The sequence below is a fragment of the Amycolatopsis sp. NBC_00355 genome (assembly GCF_036104975.1).
Lineage (GTDB): Bacteria > Actinomycetota > Actinomycetes > Mycobacteriales > Pseudonocardiaceae > Amycolatopsis.
This window is the reverse complement of record NZ_CP107982.1, coordinates 1,088,188-1,113,893: the sequence shown is the minus strand read 5'-3', so window position 1 is coordinate 1,113,893 and position 25,706 is coordinate 1,088,188. Positions and strand designations below refer to the sequence as shown.

The following is a 25,706-nucleotide window of genomic DNA, read 5'->3' as shown; positions in this document are numbered from 1 at the left end:
GCGAGGACCGGCCCGCGGGGCGCGGGCACGGCGGAGACCGGGGAACGGGCGGGCGCGACCGGCCGGGTCGGAGGCGCGCGCGGGCAGGGCGAAGCAGCCGTCATGGACACCTCGGCGTTGAGGAGCTGGGCGGGATCTTCCTGACTACTGCCTCGATTTCTCGGGCACTTGTCAGGTTCTTGCACTGATTCGTTCAAGAGTTACAGTGACGGGGGTCTCAAGTCAACGCCCAAACGGCCGGAAGGCCCCCTCGCGAGTGCGAGGGGGCCTTCCGGGAGAACGGAGGTCGGACGTCAGCGCACGGCGCCCAGCCGGATCGCGTGGGTGCCCGGCGCGTTGACCGGCTCGCCGCAGTGCTCGCACACGGTCACCGCGCGCAGTTCGGCACCACAGGCGTGGCGCCAGAGCGTGGGCGGTTCGCCCTGGTGGACGTACTTGTCGCCCCAGGCCATCAGGCCCAGCAGGATCGGCTGCAGCGCGCGGCCGGCTTCGGTCGGGTAGTACTCGTGGCGCGGCGGGTGGGCCTCGTACTGGACCTTCTCGAGCACGCCCGCGTCGACGAGCTTGCGCAGCCGCGCGGCGAGGATGTCGCGGCTCGCGCCGGTGTTCTCGGCGATCTGGTTGAACCGCCGCTCCCCCAGCATGATCTCGCGCAGGGCCAGCAGGCTCCACCGCTCGCCGACGACCTCGAGAGCCTCCGCCACCGAGCATTCACGACCACGCCGCACGACGTCACCTCCACGGGTTGAAAATCCAACCTAGCACGTCAAGGTCGTGTGATGTGTCGAACAGGTAAGTTGTGGAATCCAACCTGCCCGGCGTATACCGAACGTATCCCCCGATCTGCGAGGAGGCAGACGCCATGACGGACGCGGTGATCGTCGACGCGGTACGGACCCCCATCGGCAAGGGCAAGCCGAACGGGACACTGGCCGGGGTGCACCCGGTCGACCTGCACGCCCACGCGCTCCGCTCGCTCGTCGAGCGCACCGGCGTCGACCCGGCCCGGATCGACGACGTCATCAGCGGTGCCGTCGGCCAGATCGGCGAACAGAGCATGAACACCGCCCGCTGGGCCGCGCTCGCCGCCGGCCTGCCGGAGTCGGTGCCCGCCGTGACCGTGGACCGGCAGTGCGGCAGCAGCCAGCAGGCCGTCCACTTCGCCGCACAGGGAGTCATCGCCGGCGCGTACGACGCGGTGATCGCGTCCGGCGTCGAGTCGATGAGCCGGGTACCGATGGGCAGCCAGGTCGCCGGGCGCGACCCGTTCGGCCCGCAGGTCGCCGCGCGTTACCCGGACGGTCTCGTGCCGCAGGGCATCAGCGCCGAACTGATCGCGGCCAAGTGGGGCCTCAGCCGCGCGCAGCTGGACGAGTTTTCCGCCGAAAGCCACCAGCGGTCCGCGAAGGCGTGGGCCGACGGCAAGTTCGCCCGCGAGGTGGCACCGCTCAAAGCTCCCGGACCCGACGGCGTGCTCGTCGACGTCACGACCGACGAAACCGTCCGGCCGGGCACCACCCCGGAGATCCTCGCCGGGCTGAAGCCGGCGTTCCGCGCCGACGTCTGGGAGCGGCGCTTCCCGGACCTGGACTGGCGCGTCACGGCGGGCAACTCCTCGCCGATCAACGACGGTGCCGCCGCGCTCATGATCACCAGCAGCGAGACCGCCGCGGCGCTCGGTTTGCGTCCGCGAGCCCGGATCCACAACTTCGCCGTGGTCGGCGACGACCCGCTGTACATGCTCACCGGCGTCATCCCGGCGACCCGCAAGGTCCTGGACCGGGCCGGGCTCAGCGTGTCCGACATCGACGCCTTCGAGGTCAACGAGGCGTTCGCCAGCGTCGTGCTGGCCTGGCAGGCCGAGATCGGCGCGGACCTGGCGAAGGTCAACGTCCACGGCGGCGCGATCGCGCTCGGCCACCCCCTCGGCGGCAGCGGCGCGCGGCTGATGACGACGCTGCTGTCGGTGCTGGAGGAAACCGGCGGCCGCTACGGCCTGCAGACGATGTGCGAGGCGGGCGGCCTCGCCAACGCGACGATCATCGAACGCCTCGACTGATCGGGTCCGCCGTCAGTCTTCGGGCGGCTCTTCGACGCCGTCGCGGTCGGCCCACTCCAGCAGGGTGTCGAGGGAGAACACGGCGTCGTCGATGCCCGCGTGGAGATCGCCCAGCTCGGCGAAGCGGGCCGGGACGGTCGCGATGGTGAAGTCACCGGGCTCGGCGTCGTCGATCTCGTCCCAGCGGATCGGCGTCGAGACGGTGCCCTCCGGGTTGCCGCGCACCGAGTAGGCGCTGGCGATCGTGTGGTCGCGCGCGTTCTGGTTGTAGTCGACGAACAGCGTGCGCGGGTCGCGGTCCTTGCGCCACCAGGTCGTCGTCACCTCGTCGGGCGCGCGCCGTTCCACTTCGCGCGCGAAGGCGAGTGCCGCGCGGCGGACGTCGGAGAAGCCCCAGCGCGGCTCGATCCGGACGTAGACGTGCAGCCCCCGCCCACCGGACGTCTTCGGCCAGCCGACGGCACCCAGCTCGTCGAGGACTTCGTGCGCCACGTGCGCGACCCGGCGGACGCGGTCGTAACCGCACTCGGGCATCGGGTCGAGGTCGATGCGCCACTCGTCGGGCTTTTCGGTGTCCGCGCGGCGGGAGTTCCACGGGTGGAACTCCACAGTGGACATCTGCACCGCCCAGGCGACGTGCGCCAGCTCGGTGACGCACAGCTCGTCGGCGTGCCGGTTGTAGCGCGGGAAGTCCACCCGGACGGTCTCCAGCCACGGCGGCGCGCCGTTCGGGACGCGCTTCTGGTGCACCTTCTCCCCCGCCACCCCGGACGGGAAGCGGTGCAGCATGCACGGCCGCTCGCGCAGCGCGTTGACGATGCCGTCGCCCACCGAGAGGTAGTAGTCGACCAGGTCGAGCTTGGTCTCGCCGCGGGCCGGGAAGTACACCCGGTCCGGGTTCGAGATCCGCACGGTGTGCGGCCCGACCTCCAGCTCAACCGCCTTCTGCGCCATACCGAGACGCTAGCCCAAAAACCGCGTTACGGTGATCCGGTGAGTCTGCCGCCGGACGGCCACGTCCACACCGAATGGTCCTGGGACACGGTCACCGGGTCGATGCTCGGCTCGTGCGAACGCGCACTGGAGCTGGGGCTGCCGTCGGTCGCGTTCACCGAGCACGCGGACCTCACGCCGTGGCTGATCCCGGAGCCGATCCGCCCGCAGCTGCCGGACCACTTCCGGGTGCGGCTGCGCCCGGACGGCGTCCTCGAGCCGCCCGACCTGGACGTCCCGGGCTTCCTGGCGTGCGTCGAGGAGTGCCGCGAGCGGTTCCCGGACCTGCGGATCCTGTCCGGAGTGGAGCTGAGCGAGCCGCACTGGCACCGCTCGCGCGCGGACGCCCTCCTGGCTTCTCACGACTTCGACCGCGTGCTGGGCTCGGTGCACTCGCTGCCGGGCGACGACGGACACCACCAGGAGCTGACGGTGGTGTCCGGCCCGCCGGCGGACATCCTGCGCGCGTACCTGACGGAAGTGCTGGGCTTGGTCGAGTCGACGGCCGACTTCGCGGTACTCGCGCACATCGACTACGCCCTGCGCTCGTGGCCCGCCGAAGGCCCGCCGTTCGTGGCAGCGGACTTCGAGGAGGAGTTCCGGACGGTGCTGCGCGCCCTGGCCACCAGCGGACGGGCGCTGGAGGTCAACACAAAGGTGCCGCTACCGGGCGAAGTGGTCCGCTGGTGGTTCGACTCGGGTGGCGAAGCGGTCGCCTTCGGCAGCGACGCCCACGAGCCGGGCCTGGTCGGCCACGGCTTCGCGACGGCCGCGGCCCTGGTGGAATCGTGCGGCTTCCGCCCCGGCCGCACCCCGCACGACTTCTGGCGCCGCTGACGTCACTTTCACGTGAAGGTGCCATCCCCAGGTGGTCACTTTCACGTGAAAGTGCCGCAGACTCCCGCCGTCACCCGAATGCGCCCGCCCCAGTGACGACGCGGACGTCACTTTCCCTAGGAAAGATGCGTCTCGGGGCCGCCTGGACGCATCTTTCCTAGGGAAAGTGGCGCTTTGCGGCGCAAAGCCTCACTCGAACGTGGTGGGTCAGGCCAGGGCGTGGCGGCCGTAGGCGCGGACTTCCGTGCTCTGGTCCAGCAGGCGGGTGGCCACCCGGCCGATCGCGGCGTCCAGTTCGGCGCGGTCGCCCGTGCCCCAGTCGCCGAGACGGGACGCCAGCCAGTCGTGCCACGCGCGGACCACCTTGGCGAACTCCTCGCGACCCGCCTCCGTCAGCTCCCAGCCGCCGCTCGCGTACCGCAGGTGGCCGGTCAGCTCCAGGCGGTTGAACGCCGGCTCCAGCACCGGTGCCGGGACGCCGAAGTGCTCGCCGATCGCCCGGAGTGTGGCCGGTTCGCCACGGCGTTCGCGCAGGTGGACCTGCAGCAGGCACCAGATGCCGCCCTCGTCGAGGTCGCTGCCGGCGCGCTCGACGATCGCCGGGGCGACCGTGCGGCGCTCGCGGAAGAAGAGCGTCGCGACGGCGCGTTCCAGCTCGCGGTCGTCCGTGCGGGCCTCCGGCATCGCGAAGCCGTCGCCGAGGTCCGGCGCCGCGGCACGCGCGGTGTCGCGCAGCGGGACCTCCTTGAGGAAGAACGCCAGCGCGAACGCGACCAGGCCGACCGGCGCGGCGGCGAGGAACACGACGTGCAGCGAGTCGCTGTAGGCCTGGATCACCGGCGCCGACACGGAGTCCGGCAGCGCGTGCAGGGCGCTCGGGATCTGCGTCACCCGTGGATCGACGCCGGGTGGCAGCGGGTGCTCCGCGGCGGCTTTGGCCAGGTTCGGCGCCAGCTGGTTCGCGTACACCGTCCCGAAGATCGCCGCGCCGAACGAGCTGCCGATCGACCGCAGGAACGTGACGCCCGAGGTGGCGACGCCGAGGTCGGCGTAGTCGACGGTGTTCTGCACGGCGATGGTCAGCACCTGCATGCCCAGCCCGATGCCGAAACCGAGCACGGCCATGTACGCCGACGCCTCCCAGAACCCCGTGTCCGTGTCGAGCCGGGAGAGCAGGTACAGCCCGATCGTCATCCCCGCGGCGCCGACCAGCGGGAAGATCTTGTAGCGCCCGGTCTTGCTCACGGCGTTGCCCGCGGCGATCGACGCCACCAGCAACGCCAGCACCATCGGCAGCAGCCGGACCCCCGACGTCGTCGCCGATGTGCCCTGGACGTACTGCATGTACGTCGGCAGGTAGGACAGCGCGCCGAGCATCGCGAACCCGACGACGAAGCTCATGATGCCGCCGACGGTGAACACGGGGTTCCGGAACAGCCGCATCGGCAGCATCGGTTCCTTCGCCCGTAGTTCCACGAAGACGAACGCCGCGAGCAGCACCACCGAGCCGATCGCCATCCCGATGATCGTCGGCGAGCCCCACGCGTACTGCGTGCCGCCCCAGCTGGTGACGAGCGTCAGCCCGGTCGCGGCCAGGCCGATGAGCAGGATGCCGAGGTAGTCGATCACCGGCTTGACCGCGGCGCGCGCGTTCGGCATCGCCGAGGACGCGACGATCAGCACGACGATGACCAGCGGGATGTTGACGTAGAACGCCCACCGCCACGACAGGTGGTCGACGAAGAACCCGCCCAGCATCGGGCCGGCGACGGTCACCACGCCGAACACCGAGCCGAGCACACCCTGGTACTTGCCGCGTTCGCGCAGCGGGACGACGTCGGCGATGAGCGCGGTCGAGGTGACCATCAGCCTGCCGCCGCCGAGGCCTTGCACCGCGCGCCAGACGATCAGCCAGACCATGCTGTCGGCGAACCCGGCGCAGAACGAGCCGATGCCGAAGACGATCACCGACAGCTGGAACATCAGCTTGCGGCCGAACAGGTCGCCGAGCTTGCCGACGACCACGGTCATGATCGTCTCGGCCAGCAGGTAGGACGTGACGACCCAGGACAGGTGCGCGGCGCCCCCGAGGTCACCGACGATGGTGGGCAGCGCCGTGCCGACGATGGTCTGGTCGAGCGCGGCCAGCAGCATGCCGAGCAGCACGGCGCCGAAGACGGCGTTGACCCGCCCCTTGCTCAGCTGTGCGGGCGCCGGCTCGTGGGCGACCTCCGCGGTGGCCGTCATGGCACCCTCCTCGCTCGGCCTCCCAAGCTAGTGCGCGGGAGCGGCCGACGCGGAGTCCACTGTGGAGAGTCACCCGTTCCGGTGAAACGTCGAAGGGTCCCGGGGCGGCGGCTCCGGCGCTCCGGCGAGTTCGGCACAGCGGCTACATGAGTCTGCCGCGGCTTGTCGTGAGTGTTTAGGGCGGTTCTAACCGCCCTAAACACTCACGACAAGCATGAGCGCGCAAGCCGTCAGCCGACGTCGGTCGGCGCCACGGTCTCGTGGGCCGGCTCCGCGTCGACGTCGTCGACCACGACCGCCCGGCCGTCCGGGATTCCCTTGGCCCGAGCACGGCTCAGGCGGTCCGCCGCAACGTGATGTCGAACGGCTCGAAGCCCTGGGCCCGGTAGAACTCCAGCGCGCCCCGGTTCGCCGCGAACGCCTTGACCCTCGTCTCGTTCGCCCCGCTTTCCGCCGCCCAGGCGAAGAAGGCGGCCACGAGCTCGCCGCCGACCCCGGCGCGGCGGTGGCCGGGGTCGACGCGCAGGCTCTCCAGCTCCGCTGTCACGGCGCCTGGCCGCAGCGGGTTCGGCCGGCACAGCCGCCCCACCAGGTGGCCACCGCCGCCGGCGGCCAGCAGGCAGAGGCAACCCGGATCCTTGACGAGGTCGATGTAGTAGGCCGTGCCCTCGCGAGCCGGCCAGCCGGTGTCCATGAACGGGTCGCGGACACCGCCGTCCTCGGCGAACAGCCCCGCCACCGACGCGACGAGCTGGGGTACTTCTTCGGGCGTGCACACGGAGACTGTCATGCCGGACACCGTAACCCGGCCATTTTTTCCGTGTAAATAACAACCTTTCACGGCCGCAGGTGCGCCAGGCTCTCCAGCGCGAGCTGCTCCAGGTGCCCCGCCGCGGCCGGGCTGCCGCCCGCGGCGCGGAACGACGCCGCCAGCGTCTCCGCGGCCCGGCGGTACGACGGCTCGGCCAGCACCTCGTCGACCGCCGCCCCGATCCGGTCCGCGTCGGCCCGGCCGAACCGCAGGCGGACGCCCGCGCCGGCCGCGGCCACCTGGGCGGCCACGATCGGCTGGTCGTCGCGGATCGGCGCGACCACCAGCGGCAGGCCGTGCCAGAGCGACTCGCAGACGGTGTTGTGCCCCGCGTGGCACAGCACGGCGTCGACGTGCTCCAGCAGCGGCAGCTGCGGGACCCGCGGCCGCACCAGGACGTTCGGCGGAACGGCCCCGAGCACCCCGCCCGGGTCCACGACGACGGCCCGGGCGGCCCGTCCGGCGAAGGCGTCCACAGTGGACGCCAAAAAAGCGGCGCCCGCGTCGGTGTTCGCGGTGCCGAGCGAGACGAGCACGGTGGGCCGGTGCGGTTCGAGCCACTCCCACGGGAAGTCCGTTGTGGACAGACGGCCGGTGATGGACGGCCCGACCAGCCGGACGTTCGGCGGCAGCGCGACCGCGCCGAGCAGTTCGCGGGTGGTGAAGGCGAGCACGCCGTGCGGTGAAAACCTCGGGTCCGCCGGGCCGCCGCCGATCCGCGAGCGCAGCCCGTCGAGCAGCGCGGCCACCCAGTCCGCGACCTTCGGCATCCCGGCGAGGGGGTCGACCAGCTCGGCCGACGTCGTCGCGGAGGTGACCCACGGCAGGCCGCGGGCGTCGGCGAGCAGCCCGCCGGCGAGGGCCTGCTGGTCGGCGACGACCACGTGCGGCCCGAACGCGTCGATCGCCGCGGCCACACCGGGCGCCATCGCGTCGGCCAGAGGGACGAGGAAGTCCTGCCAGAGGAACCGCAGCGCGGCGGGTCCCTTCAGCTCGGGCGGCCGCCCCGGCGCGTCCGGCGGCAGCGCGCAGGAGAACACGAGCGCGTCCGGGCCGGCCAGGTGCCACAGCAGCTCGTCGTGCCCGGCCCAGGCGACCTCGTGGCCGCGCGCGGTGAGCTCGGCGGCCACCCCGGCGGCCGGGTTGACGTGCCCGACCAGCGGCGGGACGACGAACAGGAAGCGGGCCACTACCGCACCCGGGCCGGGAGCCGGGAGACGTCGCTGACCCACTCGAAGATCAGCTCGATGGTCTCGGCGGTCCGCTCGACCAGCACCGAGTGGCCTTGGTCGGGCAGCACGACGGTCCGGCAGTGGCCGAGGTGTTCCTCGAAGTGCGGCACCTGCGCGGCCAGCCCCGAGTCGCCGCCGAAGAGGGCGAACACCGGGCAGCGGACGTCCGAGAGGTCCGCGTCGATGGTCGCGCTGCGCGGGATGTCGTCGGCGATCGTGGTCGTCTGGAGGATCCGGTTGGCCGCCTTGGACAGCCGCGCGGTGTGCGCGCCGTGGTTGTCCTTGATCCAGCCGATCACGTCGGCGATGGCGAGGCGGGTCTTCGCGTCGGCGAGGCCGTCGGCCATGTGCCGCGTCCACGCCGCCGTCGGTGGCTCGGCCTCGATGGCGATGACGCTGGCGACGCGGTCGGGCCGGGCGGCGGCCAGCCCGAAAGCCACCGAACCGCCGAACGAGTTGCCGATGACGTGCACCGGCCGGGTGATCCCGAGCGCGTCGAGGACGTCGACCAGGTCGACGACGAACGATTCGAGGCGGTAGCCGCTCTCGGGTCGGGTCGTGCGGCCGTGCCCGCGCAGGTCGTACATCAGCACGTCGAGGCCGCGTTCGGCGAACGCCGGCCCGAGGGTGAAGTAGTAGCTGGCGAGGCTGTCGGTGAGCAGGCCGTGGACGCACACGACGATCGGCGCGTCACCGTCCAGCGGGACGTCGGGGGTAAGGCGCTGGACGTGGACGTCGAGCTCGCCCGCCCGGATCCGGCTCACGGTCGCTCCCGCAGCGAGGCGACGATGTAGCGCACCAGCTCGCCGACGGTCAGCGCGATGATCTCGTCGAGGTCGCGCTCGGCGATGAACGTCGCGAAGTTGACGCGCTCGCCGTAGTGCTCGCGCAGCTGCCCGGACAGCGCCACGAGGTCGACGCTCTCCAGCTCGAGGTCGTCGTGGAACGTGGTGTCCATGGTGATCTCCGCGTCGTCGAGGCCGTACTCTTCGAGCAGCTCACGCAGCATTCCGCCGAGCTGAGCGAGCACCGCCGCCTCGCCGGTGGCTGTCGTCTCGATGCTCATTCCGCAGTCTCCTTCGTCTCCTCGGTCCAGGCCACGACGTACCGGCGCGGCGGTGCGCCCGGCAGGTTCGCGGTCTCGGTGCAGTGGACGTGGTGGTCGTGCCCGGCCACCCGGACGGTCAGCGCTTCCGGCGTCGCCGCGACGACTTCGAAGTCGCGGGGCTCACCCCGCAGCCCGGTGCCGCGCAGTTTCGCGACGGCTTCCTTCGCGGTCCAGAACCGGGCGAACCAGACGTCCGGATCGCCCTCCTGGGCCGCGAACAGCGCTCGTTCGGCCGGCCCGAACGCGGCGTCCACAGTGGACTCCGCGCGCGGCGCGATCTCTTCGACGTCGATCCCGCACGGGCCGTACCTCGCGATCGCCACGCCGGCCTCGGCGCGGTGGGCCACCGAGATCGTCACCTCCGGCAGCTCCCGGCCGTACGCGCCGGTCGCGTGGGGGCGGCCCGTGTCGTCGTTGCCGATGCTCAGTTCGGCCGGGAACATCTCGGGTTCGCCGCGCGCCCAGAGGAACTGGCGGACGGCGTCCTTCGCGGCGATCCGGCCGAGCAGCCATTGACGGCGGCCGCGCGGTGGGCGCCGGTCGTAGGCGCCGCGGTCCGGGCCGGCGAGGTAGTTGCGCATGATCAGCTCGCGCGTCGCCAGGTCCGGCCACTGTTCGTGCACCAGCGCCCAGCCGCCGGGCTGTTCCTTCGACAGCGTCGAGCGCTCGGGGGTCCGGTCGGCCTGGCGGATCTCCGGGTTGCTGTCGAACCGGCGGTCACGCCAGCCGGTGAACTCGGCCCAGACCTGTCCCTTGTGGACGAGCTGCATGTCGGCGTCGAGGAATTCGTCGGTCAGGGAGGTGATCTTGACCAGGCACTCCAGCCGCTCCCCCGGCGCCGGGTGCGGGCCGTGGAACCGGATCTCGCGCATCGCGACCGGGAAGACGGTGGTGCGTTCCGGCAGCCGGGACATGATCCAGTAGCCGAGCACCTGGCCGACGTTGTCGAGCAGCGCGCCGGGCGCGGCCGGGGTGGTGAGCACGGCGCGGACGTGCCGTTCGCCGACCGCGGTCAGCTCGGTGACCCCCTGGAAGCGCGGGCCGTGGAACATCCAGCGGTCGTCGTACAGCTCGCGAGCCCGGGTCCCGGGGACTTCCTCGGCCGACGGCGGGAAGCGCCACGGCACGGCGGCGTCCGCCGGGTAGGCCCGGGCCAGCTCGACGACGGCCTGGGAGTAGCTGCCCAGCGAGGCCAGCACGCGGTCGCCGCGCGGCATGACGTGCACCGGCACGGTGACCGCCGGGATCGCGGTGATCCACTGGTTCAGCCGGACGTCGTGCACGGCGACCGCCCGGCGGCCCGGTGCGGCCTGTTCGGCGAAGCCCATCAGGTGGTCGATCACCGTGGTCGCGGGCACGACGGGCCAGCGGTCGCCGGGGTCGGCCCGCGGCGGCTGCTTGAAGAAGCAGTGGTCGAGCAGGTACGGCATCGTCTCGACCGAGACGTCCAAGGTGGTCCGCAGCTCGACCGGCGCCGGCAGCCGCCGGGACGTGCTCTTCCGCCCGCCGAGCACCGTGGACGCCAGGTTCGCGGTGTCCCGCAACAGGGCCGCGAACTCGTCCGCCAGGGGTCCCTTCCCGGCCAGGACGTCCACAGTGGACGCTTGGGTCAGGCGGGCGCCGACTTGCGCGCGGGTCCGGTCGTCGAGGGTGATGACGTGCCCGCCGAGGTCGAGCTTGACGGCCTTGCGAATCGCGGCCCGGGCCTGGCCCGGCAGGGCCGTGCCGTCGAGGGACGCGCCCTCGGCCCACAACGCCGTGGCGACGCGCAGCAACTGGGCGAGGCCGGGCCGGTGCGGCGAGTGCGCGGCGACGACGAGGTGGTCCTTGCCGTGCAGGGTGTCGCCGATGAGCGAGCCGAGCTGACCGGCGCCGACCTGCACGAACGCCCGGAACCCGGCCGCGTGCAGCGTCTCGGCGAGCGGCCGGAACCGGACCGGTTCGAGCAAGTGCCGCACGAACAGCGCACGGACGTCGGCCTCGGCGGCCGGATACTCCGAGACCGTCGTCGCGGACCAGATCGGCACCCGCGGCGGGTGCAGGGTGAAGCCGTCGGCGGCCTCGCGGATCGGGCCGAGGTAGGGCCGCAGCATCGGGGTGTGGAAGCCGGACCGGAACGGCAGGACCTGGGAGACGGTCCCGGCTTCCCGGAACGTCTTCACGAGCGCGTCCACGGCCGCGGCGGGACCGCAGACCATCGCCTGGTTCGGGGAGTTGTCGTGGGAGAGCACGACGTCGTCACGCCCGCCCAGCTCGGCGAGCACCCGGGGTGCCGGAGCGCCGATCGCCGCGAAGGCCAGGCCCGGCACGACCAGGCTGTCCGGGTCGAACCCGGCGAGGAAGGCGTCGATCTCGGCCGCCGTGTGCATCCCGGCCGCGGCCATCGCGGTCCATTCGCCGAGGCTGTGGCCGGCGACGGCGTCCGGCGTCACGCCCATCCGCCGCAGGGCCGCTTCCAGGAGCCGGCCCAGCTCGAACACGGCGGCGCCCTGGCGGCCGACGTCGCCGACCGCGGCGTCGGAATGCTGCCACGGAAGGTCGAAGTGACGGGCGACGTCTCCGCAGTTCAGGGCCAGTTCGGCCTCCAGCCCGGGGAAGACGAACGCGATTTTGCCCCCGCCCGGGCCGAGCAACGGCCGGTCGGTGAACCAGACGTCGTTGCGGCCGCGCCACGGCCGGCCCCGGCCGACGGCCTTGCGGGCCAGGGCCAGGCGTTTCTCGGTCGGGTCGACGATGCCGAGCCGCACGGGCCCGGCGCCCTCCGGCGCGGTGAGCACCGCGCGATCCGGTCCGGACAAGACCTCACGCAGCGCTTCGACGGTCGGCGCGGCGAGCCGCAGCACGCGTTCGGCCTCACGCACGACGACCGGGGCGGCCCGGTCGGGGGCCTGCTCCAGCACGACGTGGGCATTGATGCCGCCGAACCCGAACGCGTTGACCCCGGCGCGGCGCACGGCCGCGTCCCACGGGCGTGCGGTGTCCAAAGTGGAGAAACGGGTCTTTGCGAGGGCGGGGTTCGGGTCGTCGCAGTGCAACGTCGGCAGCAGGACCCCGTGGTGGACGGCGAGGGCGGCCTTCACCAGCCCGGCCACGCCGGCCGCGGGCATCGTGTGGCCGATCATCGACTTCACCGAGCCGAGCACCGCGCTGCCGTCCTGGCCGAACACCTCGGCGAGCGTGGTGAGCTCGGCGGCGTCACCGGCCGGCGTCGCCGTGCCGTGCGCTTCGAGCAGCCCCAGCGAATCCGGGTCCCGCGGGTCGAGCCCGGCCGCGGCCCAGGCCTGGCGGACGGCGCGGACCTGGCCGCCGGAGTCCGGGTTGGCCAGGCTGGCGGTCCGCCCGTCGGAGGCGACGCCGGTGCCGGTGACCACGGCGTAGACGCGGTCCCCGTCTCGCTGGGCGTCGACGAGCCGCTTGAGCACGACGACGCCGGTGCCCTCACCGATCAGCACACCGTCGGCGTCGCGGTGGAACGGCCGGATGCGCTCGGACGGCGACAGCGCGCCGAGCTGGGTGAACACACTCCAGAACGTGATGTCGTGGCAGTGGTGCACGCCGCCGGCGAGCACGACGTCACAGCGGCCGGAGGCCAGCTCGCGCACGGCGTGGTCGACCGCGATCAGCGACGACGCGCACGCGGCGTCCACGGTGTACGCCGGACCGCGCAGGTCGAGCCGGTTGGCGACGCGGGACGCGGCCAGGTTGGGCACGAGCCCGATCGCGGACTCCGGCGCCTCCGGGCCGAGCTGGTCGGTGAAGGCCTGCCGGACGGCGTCGAGGCGGTCGGCGTCGAGCTCCGGCAGCAGCTCGCCGAGGGTGCGCACGAGCTGGCTCGCGGTGCGGACGCGCTGGTCGAGCCGGACCAGACCGGGCGTCAGGTACCCGCCGCGGCCGAGGATGACGCCGACCCGGGAGCGGTCGGCGGGCAGCCGGTCGTGGCCGCCGGCGTCGGCCAGGGCCTGCGCCGCGACCCGCAGCGCGATCAGCTGGTCGGGCTCGGTGGCGGGGATCGAGTTGGGCATGATCCCGAACCCGGTGACGTCCACTTCGGCCAGTTCGTCGACGAACCCGCCGCGCCGGCAGTAGATCCGGTCGGCGCGGCGCTCGGCGTACGGGGCGTAGTGCGCGCCGTCCCACTTCCCCGCCGGGACCTCGGTGATGGCGTCGACGCCACCGACGAGGTTGCGCCAGTAGGTGTCGAGGTCCGGCGCACCGGGCAGCAGCACCGACATGCCGACGATGGCCACTCTGCTGGCCGCGGGCTCCGGCATCCGCGTCACCAGCCCGAGGCGGTGTGGACGACGGCGGACGTCTCCGGGCGGCCCCACGCCAGCTCGCGCAGCAGGCCGAGGGTGCCTTCCTCCGGGTCGATCAGTTCGATGCCGCGGCGGGCGTACTCGCGCATCAACGCCGGCGTGACCATGCCGTCGTTGGTGCCGGTCGGCGCCCACGGTCCCCAGTGGACGGTCACCGCGCGGCCGGCGGGCCAGCGGCGGCCGAGGGTTTCGAGGGCGTCGTTGGCGGCGGCGTAGTCGGACTGGCCGCGGTTGCCGAGCGCGGCCGCGATACTGCCGAACAGCACGACGAACTTCGGCTCGTCGGGCAGGTCCGCCGTCGCCTCCAGCAGGGTCTTGGCACCGTCCACTTTGGTCCCGTAGACGCGGGTGAACGACTCCGGCGTCTTCTCGGCGACGAGTTTGTCCTCGATGACGCCGGCCGCGTAGACGATGCCGTCGAGGCGGCCGTGCTCGGCGTGGATCTCCTTGACCGCGCGGTGCACGGCCTCGGCGTCGAGCATGTCGACGGACTGGTAGCGCACCGGGCTGCCGAGCGCTTCGAGCCGTTTCAGGGTGTCGCGGACTTCGCGTTCGCCGAGGACGCGGCGCGCCGCGCGTTCGATCTCGGCCGGGCTCTTGAGACCGGTCGCGATCAGGGCGGCGCGCAGCTCCTTGGCGTCCTTGGCCTGTGGGTACTCGTCCTCGGTGGCCGGTACGGGTGTCCGGCCGACCAGTTCGAGGCGGCAGCGGGACGCGGCGGCGAGCGTCGCGGCGAACCGGGCGGTGATGCCCTTGGCCCCGCCGACGAGCAGGACGACCGAGTCGCGATCCAGCCCGGCCGCGGTCGCTTCGGCGGTGCCGTCGCCCGCCGGCCCGGCGCCGCTGCTGCCGAGCAGGCCGAGGCTCTCCTCGGCCAGCCGGAGCCCGCGGCGGTTTTCGCCGTCGCGGAGCACGACGGGCTCGCGGTCCACAGGGGACAGCTCGGCAACGATCTTTTCGGCCTGGTCGGCGACGTTCGTGTCCTGTGGTTGCTCGACGACCCGGGCGATCATGTGCGGGTATTCGCGGGAAACGCTGCGGTAGAAGCCGCGCAGGCCTTCGCCGGGACCGGCGGTGAGCAGCCAGGCGGGGTTCGCGGCGAGGGCGTCGCGGTAGCGCGGGAACGCAGCGGGCAGCACCGGCCCGGCGTCGGGGAGGTCGATCACGCCGTCGAAACCCGGGCGGACGGCGTCGGCGATCTCGGTTGTCGCGCCCAACGCGGTCAGCCGGGTCCGGACGGCTTCGGCCAGCGCGCCGGTACCGAGGACCAGGAATTTCCGGCCGGTGACGTCGGGGGCGGTGGCGGGCGCGAGGGCGAACTCGGCCATGACCAGGCGTTTCGGCGCGACGATGACCGGCTGCGGTGCGGTTGCGGCACTGACCGGGACCGGTTCGGGTCCGGTTCGCGGTGGCTCGACGATGGCGGGTCTCCGCTGGTCGGGTGCCCCGCCCACGAGCCCGGCGATCGCGGCGGCGGTGCGGGCCTTGGCGAGTTCCTCGACGTCCCCGTCCGGGTCGAGCCCCAGCCGCGTGGCCAGCTCACCGGCGATCTCGGCGCGCTTGATCGAGTCGATGCTCAGGTCGGCTTCGAGATCGAGGTCGGGCTCGATCATGTCCGCGGGGTATCCGGTCCGGTCGGCGATCACGTCGACGACGGTGTCCAGAACGGACCGCACGGGCACCGCGACCGGCGCGACGGGCTGCGGAGCCCCGGCCCCGATCAGCTCCGCGATCGACGCTGCCGTCCGGGCCTTCGCGAACGTCTCGATGTCCTCACCGGCGTCCAGACCCAACCGCGACGCCAACTCGCCCGCGATCTCGGCCCGTTTGATCGAATCCACACTCAAGTCGGCTTCCAGATCGAGATCCGGCTCGATCATGTCCACCGGATACCCCGTCCGCTCCCCGATCACCTCGATCACCGTGTCCAAAACGGACCGGACCGGCACCGCGACCGGCGACGGCGCACCCGGTCCGATCAGCTCCGCGATCGACGCTGCCGTCCGGGCCTTCGCGAACGTCTCGACGTCCTCACCGGCGTCCAGACCCAACCGCGACGCCAACTCGCCCGCGATCTCCGCGCGCTTGATCGAATCCACACTCAAGTCGGCTTCCAGATCGAGATCCGGCTCGATCATGTCCACCGGATACCCCGTCCGCTCCCCGATCACCTCGATCACCGTGTCCAAAACGGACCGGACCGGCACCGGAACGGGAGTCACCGGGACGGCGACCGGGAGCACTTCGACGACCTGGGCGACCGCCGCCGGAGCGTCCGTGCCGAAGTAGCCCAGCAGGACGTCGCGCTGGGCGGCGATCATCTCGCGGCTCGTGCGCAGGAAGTCCGCCACCATCGCGTCCGAGGTGCCCGCCGCCACCGGGGAAACCGGCGCCAGGACCTCGGGAAGCCGTTCCGCCGGGCGCAGCGCACCCGCCGGGATCACGCCGTCCGCGGTGCGCAGGAGGTGACCGTCCACCGTCCACCCGGGACGCTTCGGCCGCGGCACCGAAGCCGCGTCGACCGCGTCGCGGCCGCGGAAGAGCCAGCCCGTCTCGACCGGCACGCCGGACACCGCCAGCTGGGCGAGTGCGCTGAGGAAGCCCGGCACGCCGCGGCGGCCTCGCTGCTCGAACCCGATCGTCCGATGTGGACGGTCGCCGAAGATCGCGGTGATCTGCTTCGCCAGCACCCCGCCGGGGCCCGCCTCGACGAACACCCGCGCTCCCGCCGCGTACATCGCCTCGATCTGCTCGACGAACCGGACCGGCGAGCCGATCTGGGCGGCCAGTTCGCCGCGGACGTCGTCCGGGTAGGGCGCCGCGGTGCGGTTGCTGTAGACCGGGATGGCCGGCCGGACGACGCCGATCGCTCCGAGGGCCCGGCCGAACGTCTCCCCCGCGGCCGCGACCAGCGGGCTGTGGAACGCGCACGCGACCGTGATCCGCTTCGCGCCGAGCCCGGCGGCCCGCAGCAGCCCGACGGCCGTCTCGATGTCGGCGGTCGGGCCGGAGATCACGGTCTGCGTCGGCGAGTTGTGGTTCGCCAGAACGACTGTGCCCAGTTCGGCGATCACCTTGCCGACGTCGGCGGCGGACGCCGAGACCGCGGCCATCGCGCCCGGGTCCGACGCCGGGATCGCGTCGAGGATCGCCTCGGCCCGGGCATGGCTGGCGTGCAGCAGCGCTTCCGGGGTGAGGGCCCCGGCCGCGGAGAGGGCGATCAGCTCGCCGTAGCTGTGGCCGCCGGTCATCGCGGGCCGGACGCCGGCGCGGGCCAGCAGCCGGAACGCGGCCAGCCCGGCGAGGCCGAGCGCGGGCTGGGCGACGCGGGTGTCGGTGACGCGGTCGGCGAAGGCCTGCCGCTCCGGTTCGCCGAACACGGCGGGGCCGAACACCGTCGCGGCGGTGGCCGGGTCGAGCCGCAGGTAGCGCTGCAGCTCGGGGAACGTGACGAACAGCTCGGCGAACATCCCCGGCCGCTGGCTGCCCTGGCCGGGGAACAGCACCGCGACCTCACCCGGCTCGAAGTCCCCGACGCGGTACACACCCGGCGCGTCGGCGCCGGACAAGGCCTGACGCAGCAACCCGGCCAGTTCGTCCACATCGGACGCGACGACGGCCAGCCGGACCCGGCCCGAGGCCTCCGAGCGGCGGGACGCGCTCAGCGCGAGGTCCCGCAGACGCCACGGCTGCTTGCCCGCCGGGACGTCCTCGACCAGCGCCAGGAGATCCCGCGCGGCCGCGTCGGTGGCGAAGGTGAACAGCTCCGCCGGCCACTCGTCGCCGACCTGGGCGGGCGGGACGCCGTCGTGCGCACCCAGCACGACGTGGAAGTTGGTGCCCCCGAAACCGAACGCGCTGACCCCGGCGATCCGCTCGGCGGCCGGCGCGCTCCACGGCTGCGGCGCCGACTGGAACACGAACGGGCTGGTCGCGGCGTCCCACGCCGGGTTCGGCGCGGTCACGTGCAGGGTCGGCGGTTTGACGCCGGTGTGCAGCGCCATCGCCGTCTTGATCAGCCCGGCGAGGCCCGCGGCGCACTTGGTGTGGCCGATCTGGGACTTCACCGAACCGATCGTGCAGCCGCCCGGCGCGGCCCCGGCTTCGGTGAACACCTTGGTCAGCGTGCCGAGCTCGGTCCGGTCGCCGACGACGGTCCCGGTGCCGTGCGCCTCGACCAGCCCGACCTGCGCGGGCGAGACGCCGGCGTTGCGGTAGGCGCGGGTCAGCGCGGTGTGCTGGCCTTCCGGCCGGGGTGCGGTCAGCCCGAGCGCGCGCCCGTCGGACGCCGCGCCGACGCCCTTGATCACGGCGTACACCCGGTCGCCGTCGCGTTCGGCGTCGGAGAGGCGCTTCAGCGCGACGCACGCGACGCCTTCGCCGAGCGCGATGCCGTCGGCCGCGCTGTCGAACGTCGCCGAGCGCCCGGTCGGGGAAAGGGCGTGCGCCGAGGCGAAGAGCAGGTAGTCGTTGATGCCGTTGTGCAGGTCCGCGCCGCCGCACAGGACGAGGTCGCTGGTGCCGGCGGTCAGCTCCTTGCAGGCGACGTCGACGGCGGTGAGCGACGACGCGCAGGCCGCGTCGACGGTGTAGTTCGCGCCGCCGAGGTCGAGCCGGTTGGCGATCCGGCCGGCGATGACGTTGGCCAGAACACCCGGGAACGAGTCTTCGGTGATCTTCGGCAGCCGCTCGTCGAGCCCGGGCGGCAGTTCGCCCACGTAGGACGGCAAGACGGTCCGCAGGCTCATCGCGTTGGACAGGTCGCTGCCCGCCTCGGCGCCGAACACGACCGACGTCCGCGTCCGGTCGAAGGCACGCTCGCCGTAACCCGCGTCGGCGAGCGCGCGGTACGCGGCTTCGAGCGCCAGCAGCTGCACCGGTTCGATGCTGGCCAGCGACGACGGCGGGATGCCGTAGCGCAGCGGGTCGAACCCGATCTCGGGCAGGAACCCGCCCCAGCGTGACGGCGTCTTCTCGCCCTGGCCGTCGGGGTCGTAGTAGAGGGAGGTGTCCCAGCGTTGCGGCGGGACTTCGGTGACGGCGTCCGCGCCGGCCAGGACGTTCGCCCAGAACGACGCCAGGTCCGGGGCCTGCGGGAACATGCAGGCCATCCCGACGATCGCGACGTCGAGGGGTTCGGGGGCGGGCGGCTCCGGCGTGGTGACGCCGAAGCCGGCGGCCCGCTCGCGCAGGAAGGCGTTCGCCCCCTCCCCGACCGCGGTGTGCAGCTCGGCGATCGTGGTGACGGCCGAGCGCAGCACGGCGACCTCGCCCGCCATGAACATGCCTTCGGCCAGCTGCCGGTCTTCGCCGACCTCGCGCAGGTCGGCGCCGACGCGCTCGACGCCCTTGCTAGCCAGGCGGAGGCGGCCGACGTTGAGCGTCTCCAGCCGCTCCCACGCGTCGCGGCTCGGCACCCCCTGCTCGGCGAGGTCGGCCTTGAGCGCCGCGTACTCCTCGGTGAACGGGCTGCGGACGCAGCGGGTGGCGTGGCCGGGCGCGGTTTCGAGCAGGTCGGTGTGCCGGGCCGCCAGGAGCTGCCGCTGGAACAGCGGGAGCACGGCGCCGGCGTCGACGGCTTCGTGGGTGAAGAGGTAGGCGGTGCCCATCAGCACGCCGATGGCGGCGCCGCGGGCGGCGACCGGCGCGGCGAGGGCGGCGACCATCGCGGCCGAGCGTGCGTCGTGGATCCCGCCCGCGAACAGGATCTGCAGGTCACTGGCGGCGTCCGGGGTGATGGCCAGGAAGTCGCCGAGGACGCCGAGCTGGGCCTCCCAGAGCGGGAAGCTGGTGCGCGGGCCGACGTGACCGCCGCATTCCGAGCCTTCGAAGACGAACTTGCGCGCGCCGGCTTCGAGGAACTGCTTCAGCAGGCCGGGCGAGGGCACGTGCAGGAAGGTGGCGATGCCGGCGTCTTCCAGCGCCGCGGCCTGGGCCGGGCGGCCGCCGGCGATGATCGCGTGGCTGGGCCGCAGTTCGCGGATCACCTCGAGTTGCGCGGCCTTGACGTCGTCGGCGGCGAAGCCGAGCACGCCGACGCCCCAGGGCGCGCCGCCGACCGCCTCGCGCGTACGCTCCAGGACTTCGCGGGTCTGCTCCGGGCCGGACAGCGCGAGCGCGATGAACGGCAGCGCCCCGCCCGCGGCGACCTCGGCGGCGAACGCGGCCTGGTCGCTCACGCGGGTCATCGGGCCCTGCGCGAGGGGCAGGGTGGTGCCGAACGCGCGGCTGCCCGCGGTACCCGGGCCGAGCACCGGGACGTCCGAGCGCAGCGCGTCGCCGATGGCGTCGCGGAGGCCGCGGACGGCCGCGGTCACCGTGCCCCAGCGGTCGCGGAACCGGGTGGCGAGGAAGACGTCCTGCCCGGCCTGGATCGGTGTCACGCCTGTCCCGCGGCGGGACAGCACGCGGACGCCGTCGACGACCACGGTTTCGGAGCCGTCGAGGCCGGTGACGGCGGTGGTCAGGGCCGACGGCAGTTCCGCCTCAGGCAGCAGCGCGAGCTGGGTGTCGACGACGACGCCGGCCGCGCCACCCGCGAGGGCGGCGGCCGCGGTGTGCGGGCCGATCCCACCCGCCGCCCACACCGGGACGGGCACGTCGGCCAGCAAAGCCTGGAGTAACACGAAAGTGCTCAGCTCACCCGTCCGGCCGCCGCACTCGTGACCGCGGGCGATCAAGCCGTGGGCGCCACCGTCGACCGCCCGCGCGGCCGACGCGCGGCTCGTGACCTCGGCCAGCACCCGTCGTCCCGGGAAGTCGCGCGCAGTGCACGGCGAGTCTTCGGTCAGCAGGACGGTGCTTGCGGCCTCGGGCAGGTCCGTGCCCGCGGGCAGGCGCGCGAGCCGGATCCCGAACGCCGGGAGCCCCCATTCCGCCAGCAAGGCGAGCTCTTCCGCGGCGACGCCGGCCGGGCCGGTGAGGTCGAGCACGCCGAGTCCGCCACCGCGCGCGGCGGCCGCGACCCCGCGCGCGGAAGGCCACGCGAGCGGCGAGACGGCGACGACCGGCACGGCCGGTTCGCGGTCGTCTTTCGAGACACGCATGGGAACTCCCGCTACAACCGAAAGGGTGATGGGGTAACGGGGAGTACTTAAGCGCGTTCATCCGGTTCCGTCAACAACCCACCACGAATTCATGGTGGTTGTGCAGAAAATTCGGGAGCGACCAGGCCGGAGACGCAAGAATTTAACGCGGCCGTCACGTACCACCGGCCGAGATCGTGTGCGGATTGCCTTGTACAGCGGTCAATAGCCCCGCCACGATGGCCATACACCGTGGTCGGCGTGGCCCACACCTCCGGACGGGGCAAGCCATCTCACCCGCTGGACGCAACGGGACTGCCCACACCGGACCACTCCATCCGGCGGGTCCGCCGTTTCCCCGACGCCAACACCAAGTGTCGCGACGGTAAAATCGACCACACCGGAGGGCCCGTCACGGCATTTGCGCGGAACTGTGCGCCGGATCACGCGGGCACTATTCCCCCGGCATTTTTCCGGGCGTCCGGAAGAATGCTTCCCGAATGCGCAAACGCACCCGCCACTCCCCTGCGAGTCCACTGTGGATTCCCCGGAGCCCCGGATTCCGCGTGTTCACACGCCCCGGGCGACCGCACCCGGGCACCCCGCACCCCGGCCGACCTGGGCGACTCCCGGTATTCAGTCCGCCACCTTCGGTATCTCCGACACCGGCCGGCGAGGCGCCGAGATCGAAATCCTCACCCGGCGCGTTACGGATCTTTCCTGAGAAAAAGCTGAAAACATTTCGCGTACTTGTCGGTAACCGTAGACACGTCGTCTACCCTTGGACCAACTGTCCAGCGTGGAGGTGGTCGTGGAGTACTGGTACGCCGACGAGCGGTCGGGGGCGCGCTACCCGGCTGACCCACTGCGCTGGCGGGGTGACGACGGCGCCCCGCTGACCGTCGCCCCGCTGCCCGGCCTGGCTCCCGGCGACGTCGACACCGGCGTCCGGTCGCTCTGGCGCTACCGTGCGGCTCTGCCTGGCGACCTGCGTCCGCTCTCACTCGGCGAGGGCTGCACGCCGCTGGTCCGGCAGCCGTGGGGCGACGGCGAGGTCCGGTTCAAGCTCGAGTGGTTCAGCCCGACCGGCAGCTTCAAGGACCGTGGTTCCAGCGTCATGGTCGCGGCGCTGGCCGGCGCCGGCGTAAAGGAACTCCTCGAGGACAGCTCGGGCAACGGCGGCTCGTCGGTCTCGGCCTACAGCGCCGCCGCCGGGATCGCGGCGACCGTACTGGCGCCCGAAGGGACGTCCGCCGCGAAAGTCCTGCAGACCCGCGCGTACGGCGCGACCGTCGAACTTGTGCCCGGCACCCGCGACGACACCGCCGCCGAGGCGGTCCGCCGCTCGGCGACGACGACCTACGCCAGCCACAACTGGCACCCCTTCTTCCTGCAGGGCACCAAGACCCTCGCCTACGAACTGTGGGAGGACCTGGGGTTCCGCGCGCCGGACGCGGTCGTCACGGTCGCCGGCGCCGGCAGCATAGTGCTGGGCCTCGACCTCGGGTTCGGCGAACTCCTCGACGCCCGTTCGATCGCGCGACGGCCGCGTCTGCTCGTCGCGCAGCCCCGCAACTGCTCCCCGATCGACGCCGCGTTCCACGACCGGCGGCCGCCGCCGTTCGCCCCGACCGTCGCCGAAGGCACCGCGATCCGGCACCCGATCCGGCTCCCCGAGGTCGTCGCGGCGATCCGGCGTTCGGGCGGCGGCACGGCCGCGATCGAGGAGGACGCCATCGCCGCGGCCGCCCGGCGCCTCGCCTCCCTCGGTCTCTACGCCGAGCCGACCAGCGCGAGCGCCGCCGCGGCGATCGACGTGTTCCGCGAACGCGGTGTGATCCGGCCGGGCGAGACCACGGTCGTCGTGCTCACCGGATCCGGGCTCAAGGCGCCGGACAAGCTGCGGGAGCTGCTCGGATGACCGAAGACGAGCTGCTGCTGCGGGAGGCGGAGAAGATCGCGCACGCCGTCGGCCGGATGTTCCCCGGGCTGTGCGAGGTCGTGCTGCACGACCTGCGCGACCCGGCCCGCGCGGTGCGCGCGATCGAAGGCGGGTTGTCCGGCCGCGCCGTCGGCGACCCGGCGACCGAGCTGGGCCTGGCGCGCATCGCCGACCCGGACTTCCCCGACGTGCTGCAGAACTACCCGAACCGCTTCCCCGACGGCCGCCCGGCCAAGAGCACGTCGATCGGCATCCGCAATTCCGGCGGCGAGTACGTCGCGGCGCTGTGCCTCAACCTCGACATCTCCCTGCTCGGCTCGGCCGCCCACGCCCTGACCCGCCTCACCCGCACCGACGACCCGGCGCCGCTGACCGAGACCCTGCAGGCCCGCACGGCCGATGACTTGCGCGCCTTGGTCGAGGACTACGCGGCCGAGCGCGGCCACACCCCGCTCACCCTGCCGTCGGCCGCGAAAAAGGACCTGGTCCGGGTGGTGAAGGCGCGCGGGTTCCTGGAGCTGAAGAACGCGGTGCCGGCACTGACCGAGCTGCTGGGGATCTCGCGGGCGAGCGTCTACAACTACCTGCGCTAGAAGACCGACCAGCCGGTCAGCGTGGTGAACCGGTCGAGGGCCGCGACGCCGGCGACCGAGTTGCCGCGCGCGTCCAGGCCCGGGCTCCAGACGCAGACCGCGCAGCGGCCCGGGACGATCGCCACGATCCCGCCGCCGACGCCGCTCTTGCCCGGGAGGCCGACGCGGTAGGCGAACTCGCCCGCCGCGTCGTAGGTGCCGCACGTCAGCATCACCGCGTTGATGCGCTTCGCCGAGCTGAGCCCGAGCAGGCGGGTGCCGTCGTTGCGGACGCCGTGGCGGGCCAGGAAGAGCGCCGAGCGCGCGACGTCGCGGCAGGACATCGCGATCGAGCACTGCCGGACGTACTGGTCCAAAACGGACGGTACCGGGTTGCGCATGTTGCCGTAGGACGCCATGAAGTACGCCAGCGCGCGGTTGCGGTCGGCGTGCCCGGCCTCCGACGCGGCGACCTCGGCGTCGATGTCGATGTCCGCGCGGCCGCTTTCCGCGCGCAGGAACGCGAGCAGCGCGCCCACCGCGTCGCCGTGACAGGTGAGTTCGTCGGTCACCACCAGCGCGCCCGCGTTGATGAACGGGTTGCGCGGGATGCCGTCCTCGTGTTCCAGCTGCACCAGGGAGTTGAACGGATCGCCGGACGGTTCGCGGCCGACGCGCGTCCAGACGTCGTCGCCGCGGGCGAGCACCAGGGCGAGGGTGAAGACCTTCGACATGCTCTGCACGGAGAACGGCCGCAGCCAGTCCCCCGCGCCGTGCACGCCACCGTCCACATCGGCCACCGCGATGCCGAACCCCGGCCGGACCCGGGCCAGGGCGGGGATGTAGTCCGCGACGGCGCCGCGGCCGACCTCGGGCGCGACGTCGTCGGCGATCCGGTCCAGCAGCGCCGCGAGGTCCACGGCCGTAGCGTAGGAGGCCCGCGCGACGCGCGAACACCGGGGTCGCGGGTGAACTTGTCAAATCGAAACGGGAAATACGGGGAAAACCGCCAAGGTGATCTCTCGCACACCTTAAGTCTTCCTTAGTGTGCTTGGTCACTTGCCGCTAACGCCTCTAGCGTCTGGCAACCATGGATTCCTCGCTGCTCACCGAAAAAGGTGAAAGCTACTCGAAAGCGCTCGGCAACCGCCAAGTGCAGATGATCGCCATCGGCGGCGCGATCGGCGTCGGGCTGTTCCTCGGCGCCGGCGGCAAGCTCCACCAGGTCGGCCCGTCGCTGATCTTCTCCTACGCGATCTGCGGGGTGGCCGCCTACTTCGTGATGCGCGCGCTCGGCGAGCTCGTGCTGCACGAGCCGAGTTCCGGCAGTTTCGTGACCTACGCCCGGAAGTTCATCGGGCCGTGGGCCGGCTTCGCCTCCGGCTGGATGTACTGGGTGAACTGGGCGATGACCGGGATCGCGGAGATCACCGCGGTCGCGATCTACGTCCACAAGTGGCTGCCGGACGTGCCCCAGTGGATCACCGCGCTCGTGGCGCTCGGTGTGCTGCTGGCCGTGAACCTGCTGTCGGTGAAGCTGTTCGGCGAGCTCGAATTCTGGTTCTCGGTGGTCAAGGTGCTGGCCATCGTCGTTTTCCTGATCACCGCGGTCGGCCTGGTCTTCACCAGCGCCGACATCGGCGGCACCCCGGCCGGCGTGCACAACCTGACCGACCACAGTGGATTCTTCCCGGCCGGCATCGGCGTCGCGCTGATGACGCTGCAGGCGGTCATCTTCGCCTACTCGGCCATCGAGGTCGTCGGCATCGCGGCCGGCGAAACGAAGAATCCGCGCCAGGTCCTGCCCAAGGCGATCAACAGCGTCGTCTGGCGGATCGGCGTGTTCTACGTCGGTTCGGTGCTGATGCTGGCGATGCTGCTGCCCTGGCCGTTCTACAACGGCGACGAAAGCCCGTTCGTCACGGTGTTCAGCCGCCTCGGCATCCCGGGCATCGGTGACGTGATGAACGCCGTCGTGCTCACCGCCGCGCTCTCGAGCGTCAACTCCGGGCTCTACTCCACCGGCCGGATCCTGCGGTCGCTGGCCGACAAGGGCGAGGCGCCGGCGTTCGTCGGCCGGATGAACCGCCGGCACGTCCCCTACGGCGGCATCATGTTCACCTCGATCGCCTACCTGCTCGGTGTGGTGCTGAACTACCTGGTGCCGAAGGAGGCGTTCGACATCGCCATCGCGATCGCGTCCCTGGGCGTGATCACGACGTGGGCGACGCTGATCTTCTGCCAGATGCGGCTCCGCCAGGCGGCCCTGCGCGGCGAGCTGGAACGGCCGTCGTACCGGATGCCGTGGGCGCCGTATTCCGGCTGGGCGACCCTGGCGTTCCTCGCGTTGGTGGTGGTGCTGATGGGCTTCTCCGACGGCGCCGAGAAAATCGCGTTCTACTCGATCCCGGTGCTGGCGATCGTGCTGGTGGTCGGCTGGCGGGTCATCTCGAAACGCCGCGAACGCGTCCCGGCCGAGTAACGGCCGGGTGGGTGAAGGCCTCCTCGACGGCAACCCCGAGCCGAGAGGAGGCCTTCACGCGTCCGAGCCCCCGGCGGGGCAT

The 25,706-nt window shown here is 72.4% G+C and carries 15 protein-coding genes; 5 read left to right on the top strand and 10 right to left on the bottom strand.

Annotated elements, in window-relative coordinates; all coding sequences use genetic code 11:
- Nucleotides 1–293: 293 nt before the first annotated feature.
- Nucleotides 294–728: a winged helix-turn-helix transcriptional regulator gene (locus tag OHS18_RS04820; RefSeq protein WP_328455670.1), complete on the bottom strand. Its 435-nt coding sequence runs from the start codon at nt 726–728 to the stop codon at nt 294–296.
- 134 nt (nt 729–862) lie between these two features.
- Here OHS18_RS04820 and OHS18_RS04815 point away from each other — a divergent pair, with 134 nt between their 5' ends.
- Nucleotides 863–2,059 carry a thiolase family protein gene (locus OHS18_RS04815; RefSeq protein ID WP_328616085.1) on the top strand — a complete coding sequence of 399 codons (1,197 nt, stop codon included), beginning with the start codon at nt 863–865 and terminating at the stop codon, nt 2,057–2,059.
- 12 nt (nt 2,060–2,071) lie between these two features.
- Here the strand turns inward: OHS18_RS04815 and ligD are convergent, their stop codons facing one another.
- Nucleotides 2,072–3,013 (bottom strand): non-homologous end-joining DNA ligase, encoded by a 942-nt coding sequence (gene ligD, locus OHS18_RS04810; RefSeq protein ID WP_328455675.1) that lies wholly within the window; start codon nt 3,011–3,013, stop codon nt 2,072–2,074.
- A 39-nt stretch (nt 3,014–3,052) separates the two neighbouring features.
- On the opposite strand from ligD, the gene OHS18_RS04805 reads away from it, so the two are divergent.
- The gene (locus OHS18_RS04805; RefSeq protein ID WP_328616084.1) at nt 3,053–3,889 is read left to right on the top strand and encodes a PHP domain-containing protein; all 837 of its coding nucleotides are present in this window, start codon (nt 3,053–3,055) and stop codon (nt 3,887–3,889) included.
- Between the two features lie 207 nt (nt 3,890–4,096).
- Here OHS18_RS04805 and OHS18_RS04800 read toward each other — a convergent pair whose 3' ends face one another.
- From OHS18_RS04800 to OHS18_RS04770, 7 genes are all read right to left on the bottom strand, one after another.
- Entirely contained in the window at nt 4,097–6,136 is a 2,040-nt protein-coding gene (locus OHS18_RS04800) for an MDR family MFS transporter (protein ID WP_328616083.1), read from the bottom strand.
- 334 nt (nt 6,137–6,470) lie between these two features.
- Nucleotides 6,471–6,926 (bottom strand): GNAT family N-acetyltransferase, encoded by a 456-nt coding sequence (locus tag OHS18_RS04795; RefSeq protein ID WP_328616082.1) that lies wholly within the window; start codon nt 6,924–6,926, stop codon nt 6,471–6,473.
- A gap of 47 nt (nt 6,927–6,973) precedes the next feature.
- Nucleotides 6,974–8,137 carry a glycosyltransferase gene (locus OHS18_RS04790; RefSeq protein ID WP_328616081.1) on the bottom strand — a complete coding sequence of 388 codons (1,164 nt, stop codon included), beginning with the start codon at nt 8,135–8,137 and terminating at the stop codon, nt 6,974–6,976.
- Complete coding sequence (locus OHS18_RS04785) at nt 8,137–8,943, bottom strand: alpha/beta fold hydrolase (protein ID WP_328616080.1); 807 nt, start codon at nt 8,941–8,943, stop codon at nt 8,137–8,139. Before OHS18_RS04785 ends, OHS18_RS04790 begins: the two co-directional genes overlap by 1 nt.
- Complete coding sequence (locus tag OHS18_RS04780) at nt 8,940–9,245, bottom strand: acyl carrier protein (protein ID WP_328455685.1); 306 nt, start codon at nt 9,243–9,245, stop codon at nt 8,940–8,942. The genes OHS18_RS04785 and OHS18_RS04780 overlap by 4 nt, the downstream gene beginning before the upstream one ends.
- Nucleotides 9,242–13,558: a beta-ketoacyl synthase N-terminal-like domain-containing protein gene (locus tag OHS18_RS04775; protein WP_328616079.1), complete on the bottom strand. Its 4,317-nt coding sequence runs from the start codon at nt 13,556–13,558 to the stop codon at nt 9,242–9,244. The genes OHS18_RS04780 and OHS18_RS04775 overlap by 4 nt, the downstream gene beginning before the upstream one ends.
- A gap of 5 nt (nt 13,559–13,563) precedes the next feature.
- Entirely contained in the window at nt 13,564–20,649 is a 7,086-nt protein-coding gene (locus OHS18_RS04770; protein ID WP_328616078.1) for an SDR family NAD(P)-dependent oxidoreductase, read from the bottom strand.
- Nucleotides 20,650–21,439: 790 nt separating this feature from the next.
- Between OHS18_RS04770 and OHS18_RS04765 the strand changes: the two genes are divergently transcribed.
- A complete protein-coding gene (locus OHS18_RS04765) occupies nt 21,440–22,549 on the top strand; it encodes a threonine synthase (RefSeq protein WP_328616077.1) in 1,110 nt (369 codons plus the stop codon).
- Nucleotides 22,546–23,163: a helix-turn-helix transcriptional regulator gene (locus OHS18_RS04760; RefSeq protein WP_328455693.1), complete on the top strand. Its 618-nt coding sequence runs from the start codon at nt 22,546–22,548 to the stop codon at nt 23,161–23,163. Before OHS18_RS04765 ends, OHS18_RS04760 begins: the two co-directional genes overlap by 4 nt.
- Here OHS18_RS04760 and OHS18_RS04755 read toward each other — a convergent pair.
- Nucleotides 23,160–24,062 (bottom strand): glutaminase, encoded by a 903-nt coding sequence (locus OHS18_RS04755; RefSeq protein WP_328455695.1) that lies wholly within the window; start codon nt 24,060–24,062, stop codon nt 23,160–23,162. The two genes, OHS18_RS04760 and OHS18_RS04755, sit on opposite strands and share 4 nt — an antisense overlap.
- A gap of 170 nt (nt 24,063–24,232) precedes the next feature.
- On the opposite strand from OHS18_RS04755, the gene OHS18_RS04750 reads away from it, so the two are divergent.
- On the top strand, nt 24,233–25,624 hold the full coding sequence (locus OHS18_RS04750; RefSeq protein ID WP_328455697.1) for an amino acid permease: 1,392 nt from the start codon (nt 24,233–24,235) through the stop codon (nt 25,622–25,624).
- Nucleotides 25,625–25,706: the final 82 nt, after the last annotated feature.

Excerpts from the sequence above, each read along its gene's own strand:
- OHS18_RS04815 (WP_328616085.1), top strand. The coding sequence starts at position 863 with ATGACGGACGCGGTGATCGTCGACGCGGTACGGACCCCCATCGGCAAG.
- ligD (WP_328455675.1), bottom strand. The coding sequence starts at position 3,013 with ATGGCGCAGAAGGCGGTTGAGCTGGAGGTCGGGCCGCACACCGTGCGG.
- OHS18_RS04800 (WP_328616083.1), bottom strand. The coding sequence starts at position 6,136 with ATGACGGCCACCGCGGAGGTCGCCCACGAGCCGGCGCCCGCACAGCTG.
- OHS18_RS04795 (WP_328616082.1), bottom strand. The coding sequence starts at position 6,926 with ATGACAGTCTCCGTGTGCACGCCCGAAGAAGTACCCCAGCTCGTCGCG.
- OHS18_RS04780 (WP_328455685.1), bottom strand. The coding sequence starts at position 9,245 with ATGAGCATCGAGACGACAGCCACCGGCGAGGCGGCGGTGCTCGCTCAG.
- OHS18_RS04775 (WP_328616079.1), bottom strand. The coding sequence starts at position 13,558 with ATGCCGGAGCCCGCGGCCAGCAGAGTGGCCATCGTCGGCATGTCGGTG.
- OHS18_RS04770 (WP_328616078.1), bottom strand. The coding sequence starts at position 20,649 with ATGCGTGTCTCGAAAGACGACCGCGAACCGGCCGTGCCGGTCGTCGCC.
- OHS18_RS04760 (WP_328455693.1), top strand. The coding sequence starts at position 22,546 with ATGACCGAAGACGAGCTGCTGCTGCGGGAGGCGGAGAAGATCGCGCAC.
- OHS18_RS04750 (WP_328455697.1), top strand. The coding sequence starts at position 24,233 with ATGGATTCCTCGCTGCTCACCGAAAAAGGTGAAAGCTACTCGAAAGCG.